This is a genomic window from Streptomyces neyagawaensis (genome assembly GCF_023516595.1).
Taxonomy (GTDB): Bacteria; Actinomycetota; Actinomycetes; order Streptomycetales; family Streptomycetaceae; genus Streptomyces; species Streptomyces neyagawaensis.
Window position 1 is genome coordinate 338,802 of record NZ_JAMGBG010000001.1, and the last position, 17,489, is coordinate 356,290.

18 protein-coding genes are annotated in these 17,489 nt (G+C 73.5%); 11 read left to right on the forward strand and 7 right to left on the reverse strand.

Annotation, left to right across the window (positions count from 1 at the left end):
- The first annotated feature begins 39 nt into the window (after window positions 1–39).
- Both M8J73_RS01420 and M8J73_RS01425 read left to right on the forward strand, forming a co-directional pair.
- Window positions 40–408 (forward strand): BlaI/MecI/CopY family transcriptional regulator, encoded by a 369-nt coding sequence (locus tag M8J73_RS01420; RefSeq protein ID WP_055541781.1) that lies wholly within the window; start codon window positions 40–42, stop codon window positions 406–408.
- Window positions 405–1,316 (forward strand): M56 family metallopeptidase, encoded by a 912-nt coding sequence (locus M8J73_RS01425; protein ID WP_249828124.1) that lies wholly within the window; start codon window positions 405–407, stop codon window positions 1,314–1,316. The genes M8J73_RS01420 and M8J73_RS01425 overlap by 4 nt, the downstream gene beginning before the upstream one ends.
- Before the next feature lie 178 nt (window positions 1,317–1,494).
- Here the strand turns inward: M8J73_RS01425 and M8J73_RS01430 are convergent, their stop codons facing one another.
- Window positions 1,495–2,724, reverse strand: a complete 1,230-nt coding sequence (locus M8J73_RS01430) for a DUF418 domain-containing protein (protein WP_249828125.1) — start codon at window positions 2,722–2,724, stop codon at window positions 1,495–1,497.
- Window positions 2,725–2,912: 188 nt separating this feature from the next.
- Here M8J73_RS01430 and M8J73_RS01435 point away from each other — a divergent pair, with 188 nt between their 5' ends.
- Together M8J73_RS01435 and M8J73_RS01440 are read left to right on the forward strand one after the other, a co-directional pair.
- Complete coding sequence (locus M8J73_RS01435) at window positions 2,913–3,578, forward strand: response regulator (protein WP_249828126.1); 666 nt, start codon at window positions 2,913–2,915, stop codon at window positions 3,576–3,578.
- A gap of 38 nt (window positions 3,579–3,616) precedes the next feature.
- Window positions 3,617–4,705 carry a sensor histidine kinase gene (locus M8J73_RS01440; protein ID WP_372503868.1) on the forward strand — a complete coding sequence of 363 codons (1,089 nt, stop codon included), beginning with the start codon at window positions 3,617–3,619 and terminating at the stop codon, window positions 4,703–4,705.
- A 48-nt stretch (window positions 4,706–4,753) separates the two neighbouring features.
- Here the strand turns inward: M8J73_RS01440 and M8J73_RS01445 are convergent, their stop codons facing one another.
- Entirely contained in the window at window positions 4,754–5,461 is a 708-nt protein-coding gene (locus tag M8J73_RS01445) for a DUF5134 domain-containing protein (RefSeq protein WP_249828127.1), read from the reverse strand.
- Window positions 5,462–5,660: 199 nt separating this feature from the next.
- On the opposite strand from M8J73_RS01445, the gene M8J73_RS01450 reads away from it, so the two are divergent.
- The 4 genes from M8J73_RS01450 to M8J73_RS01465 all read left to right on the forward strand — a co-directional run bounded on the left by M8J73_RS01450 (window position 5,661) and on the right by M8J73_RS01465 (window position 8,785).
- Complete coding sequence (locus M8J73_RS01450) at window positions 5,661–6,215, forward strand: DUF4396 domain-containing protein (protein ID WP_055541548.1); 555 nt, start codon at window positions 5,661–5,663, stop codon at window positions 6,213–6,215.
- 225 nt (window positions 6,216–6,440) lie between these two features.
- Window positions 6,441–6,944 (forward strand): hypothetical protein, encoded by a 504-nt coding sequence (locus M8J73_RS01455; protein WP_055541549.1) that lies wholly within the window; start codon window positions 6,441–6,443, stop codon window positions 6,942–6,944.
- A gap of 133 nt (window positions 6,945–7,077) precedes the next feature.
- Window positions 7,078–7,770, forward strand: a complete 693-nt coding sequence (locus tag M8J73_RS01460) for a class F sortase (RefSeq protein ID WP_249828128.1) — start codon at window positions 7,078–7,080, stop codon at window positions 7,768–7,770.
- Between the two features lie 205 nt (window positions 7,771–7,975).
- Window positions 7,976–8,785: a carbonic anhydrase gene (locus M8J73_RS01465; protein WP_055539478.1), complete on the forward strand. Its 810-nt coding sequence runs from the start codon at window positions 7,976–7,978 to the stop codon at window positions 8,783–8,785.
- 65 nt (window positions 8,786–8,850) lie between these two features.
- Here the strand turns inward: M8J73_RS01465 and M8J73_RS01470 are convergent, their stop codons facing one another.
- Entirely contained in the window at window positions 8,851–9,288 is a 438-nt protein-coding gene (locus tag M8J73_RS01470) for a DUF6299 family protein (protein WP_055539472.1), read from the reverse strand.
- 255 nt (window positions 9,289–9,543) lie between these two features.
- Here M8J73_RS01470 and M8J73_RS01475 point away from each other — a divergent pair, with 255 nt between their 5' ends.
- Entirely contained in the window at window positions 9,544–9,732 is a 189-nt protein-coding gene (locus tag M8J73_RS01475) for a DUF5999 family protein (protein ID WP_055539473.1), read from the forward strand.
- 104 nt (window positions 9,733–9,836) lie between these two features.
- Here the strand turns inward: M8J73_RS01475 and M8J73_RS01480 are convergent, their stop codons facing one another.
- Together M8J73_RS01480 and M8J73_RS01485 are read right to left on the reverse strand one after the other, a co-directional pair.
- Window positions 9,837–10,235 (reverse strand): RidA family protein, encoded by a 399-nt coding sequence (locus M8J73_RS01480; RefSeq protein WP_055539474.1) that lies wholly within the window; start codon window positions 10,233–10,235, stop codon window positions 9,837–9,839.
- Entirely contained in the window at window positions 10,232–11,371 is a 1,140-nt protein-coding gene (locus M8J73_RS01485) for an acyl-CoA dehydrogenase family protein (protein WP_055539475.1), read from the reverse strand. Before M8J73_RS01485 ends, M8J73_RS01480 begins: the two co-directional genes overlap by 4 nt.
- A 47-nt stretch (window positions 11,372–11,418) precedes the next feature.
- Between M8J73_RS01485 and M8J73_RS01490 the strand changes: the two genes are divergently transcribed.
- Window positions 11,419–13,128 carry an AMP-binding protein gene (locus tag M8J73_RS01490; protein WP_372503869.1) on the forward strand — a complete coding sequence of 570 codons (1,710 nt, stop codon included), beginning with the start codon at window positions 11,419–11,421 and terminating at the stop codon, window positions 13,126–13,128.
- A 15-nt stretch (window positions 13,129–13,143) separates the two neighbouring features.
- Window positions 13,144–13,962, forward strand: coding sequence for a PaaX family transcriptional regulator (locus M8J73_RS01495; RefSeq protein WP_055539476.1), 819 nt, complete (start codon window positions 13,144–13,146; stop codon window positions 13,960–13,962).
- A 55-nt stretch (window positions 13,963–14,017) separates the two neighbouring features.
- Here the strand turns inward: M8J73_RS01495 and M8J73_RS01500 are convergent, their stop codons facing one another.
- On the reverse strand, window positions 14,018–16,474 hold the full coding sequence (locus tag M8J73_RS01500; RefSeq protein ID WP_249828129.1) for an oxidoreductase: 2,457 nt from the start codon (window positions 16,472–16,474) through the stop codon (window positions 14,018–14,020).
- Window positions 16,475–17,302: an enoyl-CoA hydratase family protein gene (locus M8J73_RS01505; RefSeq protein WP_055542693.1), complete on the reverse strand. Its 828-nt coding sequence runs from the start codon at window positions 17,300–17,302 to the stop codon at window positions 16,475–16,477. It abuts the gene before it with no gap.
- Window positions 17,303–17,489 lie beyond the last annotated feature (187 nt).

The following is a 17,489-nucleotide window of genomic DNA, read 5'->3' on the forward strand; positions in this document are numbered from 1 at the left end:
ATTGGTTGTGCACGTCGGGTGGGGCGAGGGAGTCAGGGCATGCGTCGGCTGGGGGAATTGGAAGCGGAGATCATGGACCGCCTCTGGACCTGGAACCGTCCCGCGACGGTGCGCGAGGTCGTCGACGACATCAACCTGACCCGGCCCGTGGCCTACACGACGGTGATGACGGTCACCAACATCCTCTACAACAAGGGCTGGTTGCTGCGCGGCAAGCAGGGCCGAGCGTGGCTCTACTCACCCGTCCGCAGCCGCGAGGCGTACGCCGCCGCGCTGATGGAGGACGGTCTGGGAGCGAGCAAGGACCGCCCGGCCGCGCTGGTCCACTTCGTGGAGAACATGACCGAGGAAGAGGTGGCCGCCCTGCGCAAGGCCCTGCGGGCCGTGGGACGACAGGCGAAGCCGTGAACGCGACGCCCGTCCTGGTCGCCTACACGGCCCTGGTGGGCTTCGTCGCCCCGCCGCTGCTCGTGCGGGCCGACTGGCCGCATCGGACGCCTGCCGCCGCCCTCGTGGTCTGGCACGCGCTGGCCCTGTCGTTCTCGCTGGGCGTCGCGCTGACGGCGTACCACCTGGCCATGCCCGCCGGGCATCCGCACGCGGGAGTGCTGGGGCTGCTGCACTCCTGCGGGCTGGCCGTCCTCGGGAGCGGCGCCGATCCGCGGACCGCCGCCCGGGTGGCCGTGGCCCTGCCCGCCGTGCTGGGCCTCGCCCTCGCGGGGAGCTTCGCCTTCCATGCCGTACGGGCCCGCCTGGCGCGGGCGCGGCACCGGCGGGCGGTGGATCTGGTGGGGCGCCGGTCGGCCCGGCTGGGTGCCGTCGTCCTGCCGTACGACGTGCCCGCCGCCTACTGTCTGCCCGGTCGCTCGCCGCGGATCGTGGTCAGTGACGGGGCCGTCCGTGAGCTGACGGCCGAGCAGCTCGGCGCCGTGCTGGAGCACGAGCAGGCCCATGTCACGGGCCGTCATCATCTGGTGCTGGCCGCCGCGGAGGCGTTCCACTCCGTCTTCCGGCTGCTGCCCGTGGCCCGCCATGTCCGGGAGCAGACGGCGCTGCTGCTGGAGATGGTCGCCGACGACCGCGCCCTGCACGGGCATTCCCGCGAGGCCCTGGCGACCGCGATGTACGAGATGGCGGCGGCCCGGACCCCGCGGGGCGCGTTCGGGGCGGGCGGCCGGGCGGTGCTGATCCGGATGCGGCGCGTACTCGGCCCGCCCCGGGCTCCCCACCGGGCCCTGTCCCCCGCCCTGGCCGCCCTGGCGGTGACGGTGCCACTGCTGCCCCTGCTCGCCACCTGCCCACTCGGCCTCACCTGACCCTCGCCCCGCCAGGCGTCCGGCCTCGGCGGTCCGTCTCCGCCCATCTGCCCGCCATTGCCGCGGCCGACCCGCGCCCCGCCCCCCTCCTTGGCCGCGTCCGCCCTCACCCGCCCTCCCTTCCGCTCCCTCTCACCCGCCCTCCCCTCCACTCCCCCGCGTCCGCCGCCCCCGCCCCTCACTTGATCCGGCGAGCCGCGAGCGTGGTCACGTGGAGGAGATGCTCCAGCGGGCCGCGGCGGAAGCGCCGGGTCCACAGGGTCGCGAACAGCGTGGCCGCCGCCGTGAACGCGAGCAGCGCGAGCAGCGCCGGGACGGTCTCCTCCTCCATGCCGACGGCGCGGATCGCGAGGATGTGCAGCACGTACGCGGTCAGCGCGATCGTGCCGACCGCGGTCACCGGGGCGGCCCAGCGGGTGAGGCGTGGCATCCGGTCGGTGACGGCGAGGCACACGGCCAGCACGGCGAGCGCGACACCCGTGCTGCCGAGGATCGAGAAGGTCGTCTGGCTGTGGGGCGCGCCCACCAGCAGCCACTCCGGCGGGGTGTGGTCGAGGAGTTCGCCGACCGTGTCGGACCACCATGCCGAGGCGCCCGTGTCGCCGTCCGTCGCGGCGGCGACGCCGGCCCGCGCATGCGGTACGAGGGTCAGGGCCAGCCAGGAGCCGCCATGGCCGAGCACGGCCAGAGTGGCGCCGGTGAGAGCGAGGCGGACGCGGACCCCGGTCCGGGCGAGGTCGAGCCGGGCCACCGCCATGCCGGCGACCACGAACGGCATCCACGTGAGCACCGGGTACTCCCCGGTGAACAGCAGCTCGACGACGCCGTCCGTGTCGCCGATCCGGGCCAGCGGGTCCACGGCGATGACGGTGTCGGCCCAGGTGCCCTCGTCGATGGACCGGCGGACCGCGTACAGCACTTGAGGCAGCACCAGCGCCCCCACCGCCGCGACGACGGCGAGCGGCACGGCCCCCAGCCGATACAGCGGCAGGACGGCGAGGAAGATCAGGGCGTAGAAGGCGAGGATCACGTCGACGTCGGTGTCCAGGGCGGTCAGGGCGAGACCGAGGGCGAGCAGGACGGCCGAGCGGATGACGATCCTGCCCATGGCCTGCCGTCCCGGCCTGCCGGTCCTCGGGTGCGGGCGGCCGGTGATGAGGACGAGCGAGAAGCCCGCGAGCAGGGCGAAGAGCGCGGAGGAACGGCCGCGGGCCAGTTCCAGGACGAAGCCGAGGGGGCCGCCCAAGGTGGGGTCCGGTCCGACATGGGCGGCGTACATGCCGAGGACCGCGAGGCCCCGGGCCAGGTCGACGCCGATGAGCCGCCCCGTCGAAGGCGGGGCGCCGAGGACAGCGGTCGGGCGGTCCGCCCGCGTGGGCGGGGCGGGCGGTGGCGGGTTGGGTGTCATGGACCTCAGCGTCGGGAGCGGGGCGGGCCGGGGCCCATCCGGCGGGCGGCCGGAGTCGTCCCCGCCGACCGGCCGGAGCCGCCCCCGCCGCGCGCCGCGCTCCCGCACCACCCCGGCCGGACGGAACCCGCGGGCGGCAGCCGCCGTCACAGGATTCCGACGGCGGCCCCGGGGTGAGGGGAGCTCAGGTGATCCGCGTCATGGTGGTGGACGACGAGGCCCTCCTCCGTACGGGGTTCGAGCACATCCTCGGCACCGCGGACGACATCGAGGTCGTGGCGGCGGTCGGCGGTGGCCGGGCGGTCGCCGTGGTGCGGGAGTTGTGCCCCGACGTGGTGCTGCTCGACATCCGGATGCCGGACGTGGACGGACTCACCGTCCTGGCGGAGCTGCGCCGACTGCCGGACCCGCCGGTCGTCGCCATGCTGACGACGTTCGACATGGACGAGTACGTGGCGGCCGCGCTGCGATCGGGGGCGGCCGGGTTCCTGCTGAAGGACACCGACCCCGAGCAACTCCCGCATCTTGTACGCACGTTGGCGGACGGCGGGATCGTCCTGGCGTCCCGGGTCACCCGTACGGTCGTGGCCGGCTATCTCGACGGCGGCCCCCGGCAGGAGGCCGTCCACCGCGTCGCGGGGCTGACCGAACGGGAGCGTGCGGTGCTCGCCCTCCTCGCCGAGGGCCTGTCCAACACCGCCATCGGGACGCGGATGAACCTGAGCACGGGCACGGTCAAGGACCACGTCAGCGCCGTCCTCGGCAAGCTGGCGGTGGGCAACCGCGTCCAGGCGGCCCTGCTCGCCGAGCGCGCCGGTCTGCTGCGGGCGCGGCGGGACGGGGAGGCGGGGTGAGGCGGTGGTCGGCGCTCCGGTCGTACCGTCCGCCGGCGGTGCTGTGGGACGCCGGCCTGGTGGCGGTGGCGCTGGTGGACGTCCGGATCCACTTCGCGCCGGACGAGCCGCTGCGCATGGTCTGCGCCCTGCTCGCCGCGCTCACCCTGCCGGCCCGTCGCCGACTGCCGTCGCTGACGTTCCTGTTCGCCCTGCCGTCCGCCCTGGTCTCCGACGCGGTGTTCGCCACGCTGGCCGCGCTGTACACGCTCGCGTCCCTGTCCCGGCACCGGGTCCTGCTGGCCGGGTGCGCGCTGGCGTACGCCGCCTGCGATCTGACCTGGTGGTCGTGGCCAGCGCCGGAGTTCCTCGAACCGCACGAGAGCTCGGCGCTCGTGACGGTCACCTACAGCGTGGCGACGGGGGCCGCCCCTGTCTTCCTCGGCCAGCTGGTGCAGGCCCGCCGCGAGCTGTCGCTGCGGCTCGACGAGATCTCCGAGGCCCGCGAGCACGAGCGCCTGCTGCTGGCCCAGGGCGTACTGGCCCGGGAACGCGCGCAGCTCGCCCGGGAGATGCACGACGTGGTGTCCCACCAGGTCAGCCTGATCGCCGTGCGGGCCGGGGCGCTCCAGGTCGGCAGCCGGGACCCGGGGACGAGGGAGGCGGCGTCCACCATCCGGCGGCTGAGCGTGCAGACGCTGGAGGAGCTGCGGCACATGGTGAGCGTGCTGCGCGCCTCCGGGAGCCGCCCCACCGAGCTGACCCCGCAGCCGTCCCTGGCCGACCTCCGTCGCCTCGTCGACTCCAGCGGCATCGAGGCCGAGCTGCGCACCGACCTGCCCGACGACCTCCCGCCCGCCGTGCAGCGCGCGGTGTACCGCACCGTCCAGGAGGCCCTGACGAACGTACGCAAGCACGCCCCCGGCGCCACGGCCACGATCCACCTCCTGCGCAGGGGCGGCACCGTGCACGCCACCGTCGCCAACACGGCCCCGACCCGCCCGGCCCTCCCCCTCCCCGGCGCCCACCACGGCCTGGTCGGCCTGCGCCAGCGCGCCGAACTCCTCGGCGGCACGGTCACCTCGGGCCCCACGCCCGACGGCGGCTACACGCTCCGCCTGGAACTCCCGGCCGAGGCGACGACCTGACTCCCGGGCGGCGCCGTCACGCCGTCACACCCTTACGCCCTCACGCCCTCACGCCGCCATCATCAGCAGCATCGTCGCCATCGAGCCGCCCATGCCGATGTGCCCGGCCAGGCGGGCGTTCGGCGCCGAGAGCACCGCGGGGGTACGGGCGGCACGGCGGTGACGGGCCCTCGGGGCGGCCGCCGCCGACGCCGCGACCGGACCGCGCAGGTGGGCCCGTACGGCCAGGGCCACGAACACCACGAAGTAGGCGGCCAGCGCCCAGAAGGCGGCGCGCCACAGGACGGCGGAACCCGAGGACGCGGCGGCCTCGGTCACCCCGTGGCCGCCGCTCATGCCCGCCGTGCCGGCCATCCCCCCGTGCCCGTGCCCGTGTCCGGAGGCGCCCAGGGCGAGCGTCGGCCCGGAGCTCTCGCCGGGCATGGCCAGGGTCATGAGCACCATGGCCGCGCTGCCGACCACGAGGTGCGCCCCGTGCCCCAGCTGCCGTATCCCGCCCCGCCTGACGTGCCGTACGGCCAGGGCCGCGCCCCCGAGGCAGAACAGGGCGAAGACCGCCGCCCACCACAGGCCGTACGTGCCGTAGTGGAGCGCCGTCGGGGGCGCCGCCATCACGGCCATGCCCACACCCATCACGACCTCGGCACCCGCCTCGAACCGGGCCCAGCCGTCGACCAACGCCATCCGGACGAGGTTGCCGACGGCCACCCCGGCTCCCAGCACCACCAGCGTCCAGCCCAGAAGGTGTCCCGTCACATCGCCACCACCGCTCGTCGATCACTACGTATCTCCTTAGTACGTGAGGAGCGGCGATCCGACTCAGGGGTACGCGGGATCACGCGACGCAAGGGCCCGGAACGGTCACTCCCACCCCTCGCCATATACCCCCCAGGGGTATAGTGTGCGGGTGACGAGGACGAAGCACTGCCACGGACGAGGATGGGGATGACGAGTCATGGACCACAGCGCTCACCATGACGGCGCCGCGCACGGCCACGAGGGCCACGCCGACCAGGAGGGGCATGAGGGGCACGCAGGGCACTCCGGCCACTCGATGTCTCCCGGCGGGCACGGCGGAGCCTCCTGGGGCATGGCGGTGAAGGCGACGCTGCACTGCCTCACCGGGTGCGCCATCGGGGAGATCCTCGGGATGGTCGTCGGCACGGCTCTGCGGTGGGGCAACGCGCCGACGATGGTGCTGGCCATCGCCCTCGCGTTCGTCTTCGGGTACTCCTTCACCCTGTTCGCGGTACGCCGCGCGGGCCTGGACCTGCGGGGCGCGATCAAGGTGGCGCTGGCCGCCGACACCGTCTCCATCGCCGTGATGGAGCTGGTCGACAACGCGATCATCGCCCTGGTCCCGGGAGCGATGGACGCCCACCTCTCCGACGGGCTGTTCTGGTCGGCACTCCTCGGCGGATTCGCGGTCGCCTTCCTGATCACCACGCCGGTCAACAAGTGGATGATCGGCCGCGGCAAGGGCCACGCCGTCGTCCACGCCTACCACTGACGCCCCCTTCCGCCTCCCCCGCCCCCTCCGGCCGCCGGGGCGGCCCGAGGGGGCGCGGCGGGAGCCGAACGGGTGGTCAAGGCAGGGCGTGGACAGCCGGGTTCACCCGGCTGAGCGCCTTGAGTGGTGGCGGGCGGAAATCCGACTGACGGTTGATCACGTCAAGGCCGGGTCTGTTCAGCTGACGAAGCACCAGCTGCCCGGTCATGGCGAAAGGACCATCAAATGCGTTCAGCCCGCATGCTTTTCGCGACAGCGGCGGCCACGGCCGTCCTCGCCATCACCGCCCCCGGCGCCTACGCCGACGGGGACGAGTGGAAGGGCGAGGACCACGGGTACAGCAAGGAGCACCACAAGGAGGGCAAGCACGACGGCCCGCACGGCGGAGTTCACACCGGTGGCGGCGCCCTGACCGCCACCCAGAACGACGAGTGGAGCTCCGAGGGCAAGGAAGACAAGTCCTGGGGCGACGAGGACAAGAAGAAGGACGAGGGTCGCGAGGAGAGCAGCTACGGCAAGGAGTGGAAGGACGACAGTGAGAAGGAGTCCTGGAAGGGCGACAAGGACGGCTGGAAGGGCGACCACGACAAGCCGCGTGGCGGGATGCACACCGGCGGCGGCGGGCTCGCCTCACCGGCCATGACCGCCGGCGGGCTGGCGGTCCTCGCGGTCGCGGGCACCGGCATGTACGCCCTGCGCCGCAAGAACATCGGCGGAAGCGCGGCCTGATCCATGCCCGGCGCGATATCCGGCCCGATAGCGGCCGCGGCCGTCACACCGTGCATCGTGTGGCGGTCCGGCCGCCCGGCTCCCGCCCCCCGCCCCGCCCGTTCCGCTGCCGTGCCTTGTGAGGTGGTGTCCAATGGCAGCCCATCCCCCCTATTCCGGCGGCACCGGTCCGGGACCGACCCGCCGGAACCGGCCGAACGTGACCGTGCTGGTCGCCCTGGGCCTGCTGATCGTCTCCCTGATCCTGTTCGGCCGCGAGGGCTCCTCGCCCGACGCCTCCCCACCGCCGGGCGCCCGGCACGCCCCGCAGGCCGCGACGCCATCCCCGCCCGCCACGGCCTCCTCCCCCTCCGCCCGAGCGACGAGCCGACCCCTCCCCCGGTCACGCCCGGTGCGACTGCACATCCCGAAGATCTCCGTCGACGCCCCCTTCACCCCGCTGGAAGTCGGCGCCACGGGGCAACTGGAAGCGCCGCCCCCCAACGACGTCAACCTGGTGGGCTGGCACTCCGACGGCGCCACCCCGGGCGAGACGGGCACGGCGATCATCGCCGGGCACGTCGACACGGCCACGTCCCCGGCCGTCTTCGCGCAACTCGGCGCCCTCGCCAAGGGCGATGTCTTCGATGTCGTACGGGCCGACGGACGCAAGGCGAACTTCGTCGTCGACGACGTGGAGACGTTCGCGAAGGACAACTTCCCGGACGAGCGCGTGTACGCGGACGCGAAGCGCCCCGAGGTCCGGCTGATCACCTGTGCCGGCGACTACGACCACACCGCCAAGGACTACACCGACAATCTGGTGGTCTTCGGGCACCTCATCTGAGCCCTGTGGATCCCGGCCCGCGACAGGGCCGGGCACAGCGATGGGAGCGCTCCCCGCGTCGGGCGAACGACAGGTGACGGACCGTCCAAAACCTTTCCTTCAGTCGGCCAAGAACGGTTCAACGGCCGACCATGATTGATCAACGCTCGTCCATGATTCCGCAAGGCGAACGTTTGGACGTTTGGCCGGACGTACGTTCCTCCGCGTGAACTCTGACCAAGCACCTCACAGAGGCGACGACGCCGTGGCGTCCGGTTCCGCCGACGGCCCGATATCCCTCGTACGGCCCCGCGGGCGCCGGTCGCTGCTGCGCGCCGCGCTCGCCGGCACCGCCGTCCTCGGTGGCGGACTCGCGGTCGGCGCCTTCCCCGCCGAAGCGGAACCCGCCTCCCGCACCACGCGCTCCACGCCGGCCGCCACCCCCACTCGGCCGGACACCCCCGAGAAGGCGCTGAAGGAACTGTCGAAGGGCAACCGCCGGTGGCGGACCTTCCACCAGCGGTACCCCGACCAGGACGTCACCACCCGCAAGGCCGTGACGACCGGTCAGCACCCCTTCGCGCTCATCCTCGGCTGCATCGACTCCCGCGTCCCCCCGGAGCTGGTCTTCGACCAAGGCCTCGGCGACCTCATGACCGTGCGCAGCGCGGGCGAGGTACTGGACGAGGCGGTGCTCGGCAGTGTCGCGTACGGCGTGCTCGAACTGGACATCCCGCTGGTGATGGTGCTCGGCCACCAGTCCTGCGGTGCCGTGAAGGCGGCCGTCCAGGCGGACAGCACCGGTGAGAGGCTGCCCGCCCACATCCAGTACGTGGCCGACCAGATCCGCCCGGCGATCGACCACCACGTGGAGGGCGACGCCCGTGTGGCGGCGACCATCGACGCGAACGTCCGGCTGGTCCGCTCGAAGCTGGCGGCCGAGCCCGACCTCGCCGCGAAGGTGAAGGCGGGCAAGGTGGCCATCGTCGGCGCCCGCTACGACCTGACCACCCAGCGGGTGCACCTGCTGAAGTAGTCCGCCGCGAGACGGACGGAAGGGGCCCCGGCGCAGATCGCCGGGGCCCCTTCGCATGCTGGGTCTCAGCCCTCGACGAGGGTGATGTCCTGCTGGGTGACGGCGTGGAAACGGGGCAGCGGCAGTCCTCCGCCGGACAGTCCCATGACGGTCGCCTCCACCCGGGCCGGCCCCGGCCGGAAGCGGCCCGGCGCGGCCTTGTCGGTGTTGGTCCACGTGTGGTCGGCGCCGTCACAGTTCGCCACGGCCCCGCCGACCCCTTCGCGGACCGGGCTGTCGCCCTGCTGCAGTGACGACGAGACGAAGACGGGCCCGCTGCCGCCGAGGCAGCGGTAGGTGCCCGACAGGGTGAGGGTGCCGTCGGGGGCGACCTTTCCGGTGGCGTCGACCGTCACCGTCTCGAACGGTTCGGCCGTGGCGTCGGCGGGCGGTGCGGCGGCGCACAGCAGCAGCGGGGCGCCGACGGCCGTGCCGAGCACCCGGCGGACGCGGGAAGCGGGCATGGAATGACCTCCTTGGGCTGGGCTTACAGAGGTACCGGTCAGGCCGTGCGGCACCGGCGATCGTCACCCATCCGTCGGCGCGTCGCCTCCGCCGCCCCCGTACACCGCCGTGTTGTGTCCGCGTCGTGTCACAGGACGTCCGGGTGTTGTCACGTCTCGCCGCGACGCCTTGTCGAGGAGTTCCGAGGGCGTGCATCGTCAGTACTGCGAGGCGGTGACTCGCCGCCGGCACTCACAATGACGTGGAGGTGCGCCATGTGTTCACACCAGCCCCTGTGCCCCGCGGCCGACAGCACGAACGCCGACGCCGCGCACATCGTGGCCTTCCACCCCGAGCAGGGCTGGAACCTGCTGTGCAACGGGGCGATCGTCTTCGACGACACCGGTGAGATCCTCCCCGACGGCCGCGTCGTCGCCCCGAGCCGTCTCACCGTCGCCGCCTGAGACTTCCCCCGGACCGCTCGGGACCGACCGGGCCGACCGGGCCGACCGGGCCACGGGCGCCCGATGCCCGATGCCCGATGCCCGATGCCCGATGCTTCTCGGGGCTACGGCAGGACCGCGAAGCCGTCCAGTTCCACCAGGGCCCTCTCGTCCCAGAGCCGGACGACACCGACGACCGCCATGGCGGGATAGTCCCGGCCCGCCAGCCTCCGCCACACCTGGCCGAGCCGCGACACATGGGCGCGGTAGTCGGCGACATCCGTGGCGTAGACGGTGACGCGGGCCAGGTCGGCCGGTGTGCCGCCGGCGGCCTCCAGCGCGGTCAGCAGATTGCCGAGCGCCCGCTCGAACTGCTCGACCAGTGTCTCCCCCACGACCTTGCCGTCCGCGTCGAGCGCGGTCTGACCCGCCAGGAAGACGACCCGGCCCCCGGTGGCCACCACCGCGTGCGAGAAACCGGTGGGCGGCGACAGCTCCGCCGGGTTCACCCGTTCGATGCTCATGAGGACGGCTCCTGTTCCGCGGTCCGGGCGTACAACTCCTTGGCGATGAGCGCCCGTTGCACCTCGCTCGCCCCTTCGTAGATCCGTGGTGCCCGCACCTCCCGGTAGAGGTGCTCGAGGAGATGGCCGCGTCGCAGTGCCCGGGCGCCGTGCAGTTGGACGGCCGCGTCGACGACGTACTGCGCGGTCTCCGTGGCGAGCAGCTTCGCCATCGCCGCGCGGCCGGGGACGCCCGGGGCGCCGGAGTCGTACGCCGTGGCCGCCGCGTAGACCATGAGCCGGGCGGCCTCCGTGCGCAGCGCCATCTCGGCGACCTGGTGGGCGACGGTCTGGAGGTCGCGCAGCTTCCCGCCGAACGCCTCGCGCCGGGCGGTGTGGGTGAGGGTGGCGTCGAGCGCGGCCTGGGCCATGCCGACCGCGAAGGCGCCGACGCTGGGGCGGAACAGGTTGAGGGTGCCCATGGCGACGCCGAAGCCCCGGTCGGGTGTGCCGAGGACGTCGTCCGCGGTGACGGGGACGGCGTCGAGGGCGAGGGTGCCGATGGGGTGCGGGGAGAGCATGTCGAGCGGGGTGCCGGTGAGGCCGGGGCGGTCGGCCGGGAGCAGGAAGGCGGTGACGCCGCGGGCGCCCGCGTTGGGTGTGGTGCGGGCGAAGACGGTGTAGAGGTCGGCCTCGGGGGCGTTGGAGATCCAGCACTTCTCGCCGGTGAGCCGCCAGCGGCCGGGGCCGTCGGGCTCGGCCCGCAGCTCCAGCGCCGCCGCGTCCGAACCGGCGCCGGGCTCGCTGAGCGCGAAGGCCGCGACCGCGTCGCCGTCACTCACCCGGGGCAGCCAGCGGGCGCGCTGGGCCTCGGTGCCGTGGGCGTGGACGGGGTGGGCGCCCAGGCCCTGGAGGGCGAGCGCGGTCTCGGCCTCGGTGCAGGCGTAGGCGAGGGACTCGCGCATCAGGCAGAGGTCGAGGGCGCCGGAGGTGAACAGGCGGCGCAGCAGGCCCAGTCGGCCCAGCTCGGCGACCAGGGGGCGGTTGACTCGGCCGGGCTCGCCCTTCTCGGCGAGGGGGCGCAGCCGGTCGGCGGCGAGGGCACGCAGGTCGGCGCACCGGGCGAGTTGTTCCGGTTCGAGCGAGAATGCGGTCACTGCCGTCCCCTCTCCCTCATCGGGCCGCTTCAGGTTATCGCGGTCTGTTGACTGTCGTCATCAAGGCGATACGCTCCAGATGCGAGCCCGCCACGACGTGCGAGTCCACCACCACATGCGAGTCCACCACCGCAGGGACCGAGCAGGGGGCGAACGTCATGAACTCCAGGGTCACCGCCCATGTCGACACCTTCGCCCGTGACCGGCTGCCGCCCCCGGACCAGTGGCCCGAGCTGGTCTTCGACCTTCCCGAGCTGCGCTACCCCGACCGGCTCAACGCCGCCGCCGAACTGCTCGGCGGCACCGACCCCGGCCGGCCCGTGTTCCACACGCCCGCCGGTGGGACCTGGACGTACGGCGAGCTCTCCTCCCGGGTCGACCGCGTCGCCCACCTCCTGACCTCCGTCCTCGGGGTCGTCCCGGGCAACCGGGTCCTGCTGCGGGGGCCCACCACGCCCTGGCTCGCCGCCTGCTGGCTGGCGGTGCTCAAGGCGGGGGCGGTCGCGGTGACGGTGCTCGCGCAGCAGCGGCCGTACGAGCTGGTGACGGTCTGTGAGCTGGCGCGGGTGACGCACGCGCTGTGCGACATACGGTCCGTGGACGACCTGGTGAAGGCCGAGGTCCCCGGGCTGAGGATCACCACGTACGGCGGGGACGGGCCGGAGGACCTGCTCCGTCTGCCCGCGCCGGACCGGCCGTTCCCGGCGGTCGACACGGCGGCCGAGGACGTGGCGCTGATCGCCTTCACCTCCGGCACCACCGGGCGGCCCAAGGGATGCGTGCACTTCCACCGGGACGTCCTGGCCGTCGCCGACACCTTCTCCCGGCATGTGCTGCGGCCCCGGGCCGACGATGTGTTCGCCGGGTCTCCCCCGCTCGGCTTCACCTTCGGTCTCGGCGGTCTCGTCGTCTTCCCGATGCGGGCCGGGGCCAGCGCCCTGCTGCTCGAACAGGCGGGCCCGAAGCAGCTGCTGCCGGCGCTCGCGGAGCACCGGGTGTCGGTGCTGTTCACCGCGCCGACGGCGTACCGGGCGATGCTCGGCGAGCTGGACGGGCACGACCTGTCGGCGCTGCGGCGGTGCGTGTCGGCGGGCGAGAACCTGCCGGCGGCCACCTGGCGGGCCTGGCGCGAGCGGACCGGGCTGCGGATCATCAACGGCATCGGGGCGACCGAGCTGCTGCACATCTTCATCTCCGCGGCCGACGACGCCATACGGCCCGGCACGACCGGCGTTCCCGTACCGGGGTGGCACGCGCGCGTGCAGGACGCGGACGGGGAGCCGGTGCCGGACGGGGAGCAGGGGCTGCTCGCGGTGCGCGGGCCCGTGGGGTGCCGTTATCTCGCGGACGAGCGGCAGCGGGAGTACGTGCGCGGCGGCTGGAACGTCACCGGTGACACCTACGTCCGTGAGCCGGACGGGTACTTCCGCTATGTAGCTCGCGCCGACGACATGATCATCTCTGCCGGGTACAACATCGCGGGCCCCGAGGTCGAGGACGCCCTGCTGCGCCATCCGGAGGTGCTGGAGGCGGCGGTCGTGGGGCGGCCCGACGAGGCGCGCGGGCAGGTCGCCGTGGCGTATGTGGTCCTCGCGGCGGGGGCGGACCGGGACGGCGAGGCGCTGCGCGCGTTCCTCAGGGCCGAGCTGGCGCCGTACAAGTGTCCGCGCGAGATCGTGTTCCTGGACACCCTGCCGCGCACGGCGACCGGCAAGCTCCAGCGGTTCCGTCTGCGCACCACAGGTGACCAGCATTGATACCGACGACCTAAAATGATCAACGTGTCCGAACAGCATGCACCGCGTTCGCTCATCGTCACCTTCTACGGCGCGTACGGCCGTTCGGTGCCGGGTCCCGTGCCCGTCTCCGAGCTGATCCGGCTGCTTGCCGCGGTGGGTGTCGACGCGCCCTCCGTCCGTTCCTCGGTGTCCCGGCTGAAGCGCCGCGGACTGCTGCTGCCCGCCCGGACCGCGGCCGGCGCCGCCGGGTACGCGCTGTCGGACGACGCGCGGCAGCTCCTGGACGACGGCGACCGGCGGATCTACGCGACGGCGCCGGAACAGGACGAGGGCTGGGTGCTCGCCGTGTTCTCGGTGCCGGAGTCCGAGCGGCAGAAGCGGCACGTGCTGCGCTCCCGGCTGGCCGGCCTCGGCTTCGGCACGGCGGCGCCAGGCGTGTGGATCGCGCCCGCACGGCTGTACGAGGAGACCCGGCACACACTCGTTCGGCTGCGACTCGACCCGTACGTGGAGCTGTTCCGGGGTGAGCATCTGGGGTTCGCGGCGACCGCCGAGGCGGTGTCGCGGTGGTGGGACCTGGCCGGGATCGCCAAGCAGCACGAGGCGTTCCTCGACCGCCACGCGCCGGTGCTGCACGACTGGGAGCGCCGCGCCGACACCCCGCCGGAGGCGGCCTACCGCGACTACCTGCTGGTCCTGGACTCCTGGCGCCATCTGCCGTACGTCGACCCCGGACTGCCGGCCGCGCTGCTGCCGGCGGACTGGCCGGGGGTGCGCTCGGCGACCGTGTTCCGGGCCCTGCACGAGCGGCTGCGGGACGCAGGGGCGGTCTTCGCGGGGCTCGAGGCGTAGGGCCCCGGACAAGCCGCGCGCTGCCGGCCGACAAGGCCTCGGGTGACCGCCGGGGTCAGGGGGCGCCGCCCAGGGTGAGTCTCGGCTTGGGGGCATCGGTACGGCCCGTGTTCGGGCGGCGGCTTCCCGCGCGGTAGGGGGCGGGCCAGGTCACGGCCGGGCCCTCGTAGCCCTGTTCGGCCGCGGCGTGGAGCGTCCAGTGCGGGTCGTAGAGGTGGGGGCGGCCCAGGGCACAGAGGTCGGTGCGGCCGGCGAGGACCAGGGAGTTGACGTCGTCCCAGGAGGAGATCGCGCCCACGGCGATCACGGGTGTCCCCACCTCGTGACGGATCCGGTCCGCGTACGGGGTCTGGTACGAGCGGCCGTACGCGGGGCGCTCGTCGGCCACGACCTGTCCGGTCGAGACGTCGATGGCGTCCGCCCCGTGCGCGGCGAAGGCCCGGGCGATCTCCACGGCCTCGTCCGCGGTCGTACCGCCCCGCGCCCAGTCCGTGGCGGAGATCCGGACCGTCATCGGCCGTTCCTCGGGCCAGACGGCCCGCACCGCGTCGAACACTTCGAGGGGGAAGCGCAGCCGGCGGTCCAGTGGGCCGCCGTACCGGTCGGTGCGGCGGTTCGTCAGCGGGGAGAGGAACCCGGAGAGCAGATAGCCGTGCGCGCAGTGGAGTTCCAGGAGGTCGAAACCGCTGCGGGCGGCACGACCGGCGGACGATGTGAACTGCTCGCGTATGTCGGTGAGTTGGGCGCGGGAGAGTTCGCGCGGGGTGGGGTTCGCCGGTGTGTACGGAAGTGGGGAGGCGGCGACGAGGGGCCAGTTGCCCTCGTCCAGGGGCTCGTCGATCCCCTCCCACATGCGTTTGGTGGAGCCCTTGCGGCCGGAGTGGCCGAGCTGGACGCCGATGGCCGTGCCGGGTGCCGTGTCGTGCACGAAGGTGACGACGCGGCGCCATGCCTCGGCCTGCCGGGCGTTCCACAGTCCGGCGCAGCCGGGGGTGATGCGCCCCTCGGGGCTCACGCACACCATCTCCGTCATCACGAGCCCAGCACCGCCGAGCGCCCGCGCGCCCAGGTGGACGAGGTGGAAGTCACCGGGGAGACCGCCGGTCGCCGAGTACATGTCCATGGGGGACACGACGACCCGGTTGCGCAGGGTCAGGCCGCGCAGCCGGAACGGGGTGAACATCGGGGGCGTGCCCGGCGGGCAGCCGAACTCGCGCTCCACGGCGCCCGTGAAGTGGGCGTCGCGCAGCCGGAGGTTGTCGTGGGTGACGCGGCGGCTGCGGGTGAGCAGGTTGAACGCGAACTGCCGGGGCGGCTGACGCCGGTACAGGCCGATGTTCTCGAACCACTCCAGGCTGGCCCGCGCCGCGCGCTGCGTCGAGGCGACGACCGGGCGCCGCTCCTCCTCGTAGGCGGCCAGCGCCCGGTCCAGGTCGGGCTGTTCCTCCAGGCAGGCGGCCAGCGCGAGGGCGTCCTCGACGGCCAGCTTGGTGCCGGAGCCGATCGAGAAGTGCGCGGTGTGCGCGGCATCGCCGAGGAGGACCAGGTTGCCGTGGGACCAGCGGTCGTTGACGACCGTGCGGAACGTCGTCCACGTCGAGTTGTCGGCGCGCAACGGGCGTCCGCCGAGCGCGTCCGAGAACAGCTTCGCGCAGCGCTCGACCGACTCGGCGGTGTCCCGTTCCTCGAACCCGGCGGCCCGCCAGACCTCCTCGCGCATCTCGACGATGACCGTGGAGGCGCCGAGGTGATGCCGCGGCCCGGGGGGCTTCGTCGAGCGATGGCGGTCGGGATCGGGGTCGGGGGACGGGCGGGAGTAGGGGTAGCCGTGCAGCTGCATGACGCCGTGCTCCGTCTCCAGGATCTCGAAGCGGAACGCGTCGAAGGCGAAGTCGGCCGCCAGCCAGATGTAGCGGCAGCGGTGGGTCTCGATGGTCGGCCGGAACATCGCCGCGTACGCCTCGCGTGTCGCGCTGTGCACACCGTCGGCCGCGATGACCAGGTCGTTCGTCTGGCAGAGCCAGTCCGGGTAGGGGGCTTCCGTGCCGAAGCGGAGGGCGACGCCGAGGGCGCGGCAGCGGTCCTGGAGGATCTGGAGGAGTCTGTGGCGGCCGAGGGCGGCGAAGCCATGCCCTCCGGAGGTGTGGCGGGTGCCCCGGTGGACGATGTCGATGTCGTCCCAGCGCACGAAGTCCCCGCGCAGCGCCTCGTGCACCACCGGGTCGGCGTGTTCGATGCCGCCGAGGGTCTCGTCGGAGAGGACCACACCGAAGCCGAAGGTGTCGTCGGGGGCGTTACGTTCCCAGACGGTGATGTCGCGGGTGGGGTCGAGGCGTTTGAGGAGGGCGGCGGCGTAGAGGCCGCCGGGGCCGCCGCCGATGATCGCGATGCTGTGCGGGCGCCCTCGGCGCTCGGGCGTCCGCGGGTGGGTGGGGGCCGGCCGCGCCTCGGGGCGGGCCCGCTGGTCGACGGCGTCCCGCGCCCGTGGCTCCCGCGTCCCGTCGGCGGGCATTCAGCGGCCTCGCCATTTCGGTGGGCGCTTCTGCGTGAACGCCGCGTGGAACTCCGCGTAGTCCTCGCCGTTCATCAGCAGGGCCTGCGTGGCGGCGTCCAGTTCGACGGCCGCCGCGAGCGGCATGTCCAGCTCGGCGGTGAGGAGGGCCTTGGTCTGGGCGTGGGCGAGGGCTGGGCCCTCGGCGAGGCGGTGGGCCAGGGCGTGGGCGGCCGTGTCGGCCTCGCCCTCGTCGGTGAGCCGGCTGATGAGGCCGATGCGTTCGGCCTCGGCGGCGTGGACGGGGTCGCCGAGCAACAGCAGGCGGGTGGCGTGGCCGAGGCCGACGACGCGCGGCAGGAGATAGGCGGCGCCCATGTCGCCGCCGGAGAGGCCGACGCGGGTGAAGAGGAACGAGAAGCGGGCGGTGGCGTCCGCGACGCGGAAGTCGGCGGCCAGGGCGAGGACCGCGCCGGCGCCGGCCGCGACCCCGTGCACGGCGGCGATCACCGGGAACGGGCATTCGCGGACGGCCCGGACGACCTGTCCGGTCATGCGGTTGAAGTCGAGGAGCTGGGCGGTGTCCATGCCGAGGGTGGCGCCGATGATCTCGTCGACGTCGCCGCCCGAGCAGAAGCCGCGGCCCTCGCCGGCCAGCACCAGGGCGCGCACGGACCTCTCCCGGGACAGCTCGGCGAGCAGGTCGCGCAGGTCGGCGTAGGCGCCGAAGGTGAGCGCGTTGAGCTTGTCGGGGCGGGCGAGGGTGACCGTGGCGACGCCGTCGGCGAGCGAGCACCGCAGATGTCGCCAGTCGGAGGTGCGGGCGGCGGAGCCGGTGAAGGGACTCATGACGGGCGGCCTCCTCGGGGGGCTACCGCGACGCTGCGGCTGCTTACCTGCTCCTACGAAGCTATCACCGATATCTGACTGTCGTCACGAGTGCGCGATAGCCGGACTGGCGCGAGGCAGGTGGGGCACCCGGTTCGATCGGCCCCGTCACTCGGTCACGGACGTTCGACAAGCACGTAACGGCGGG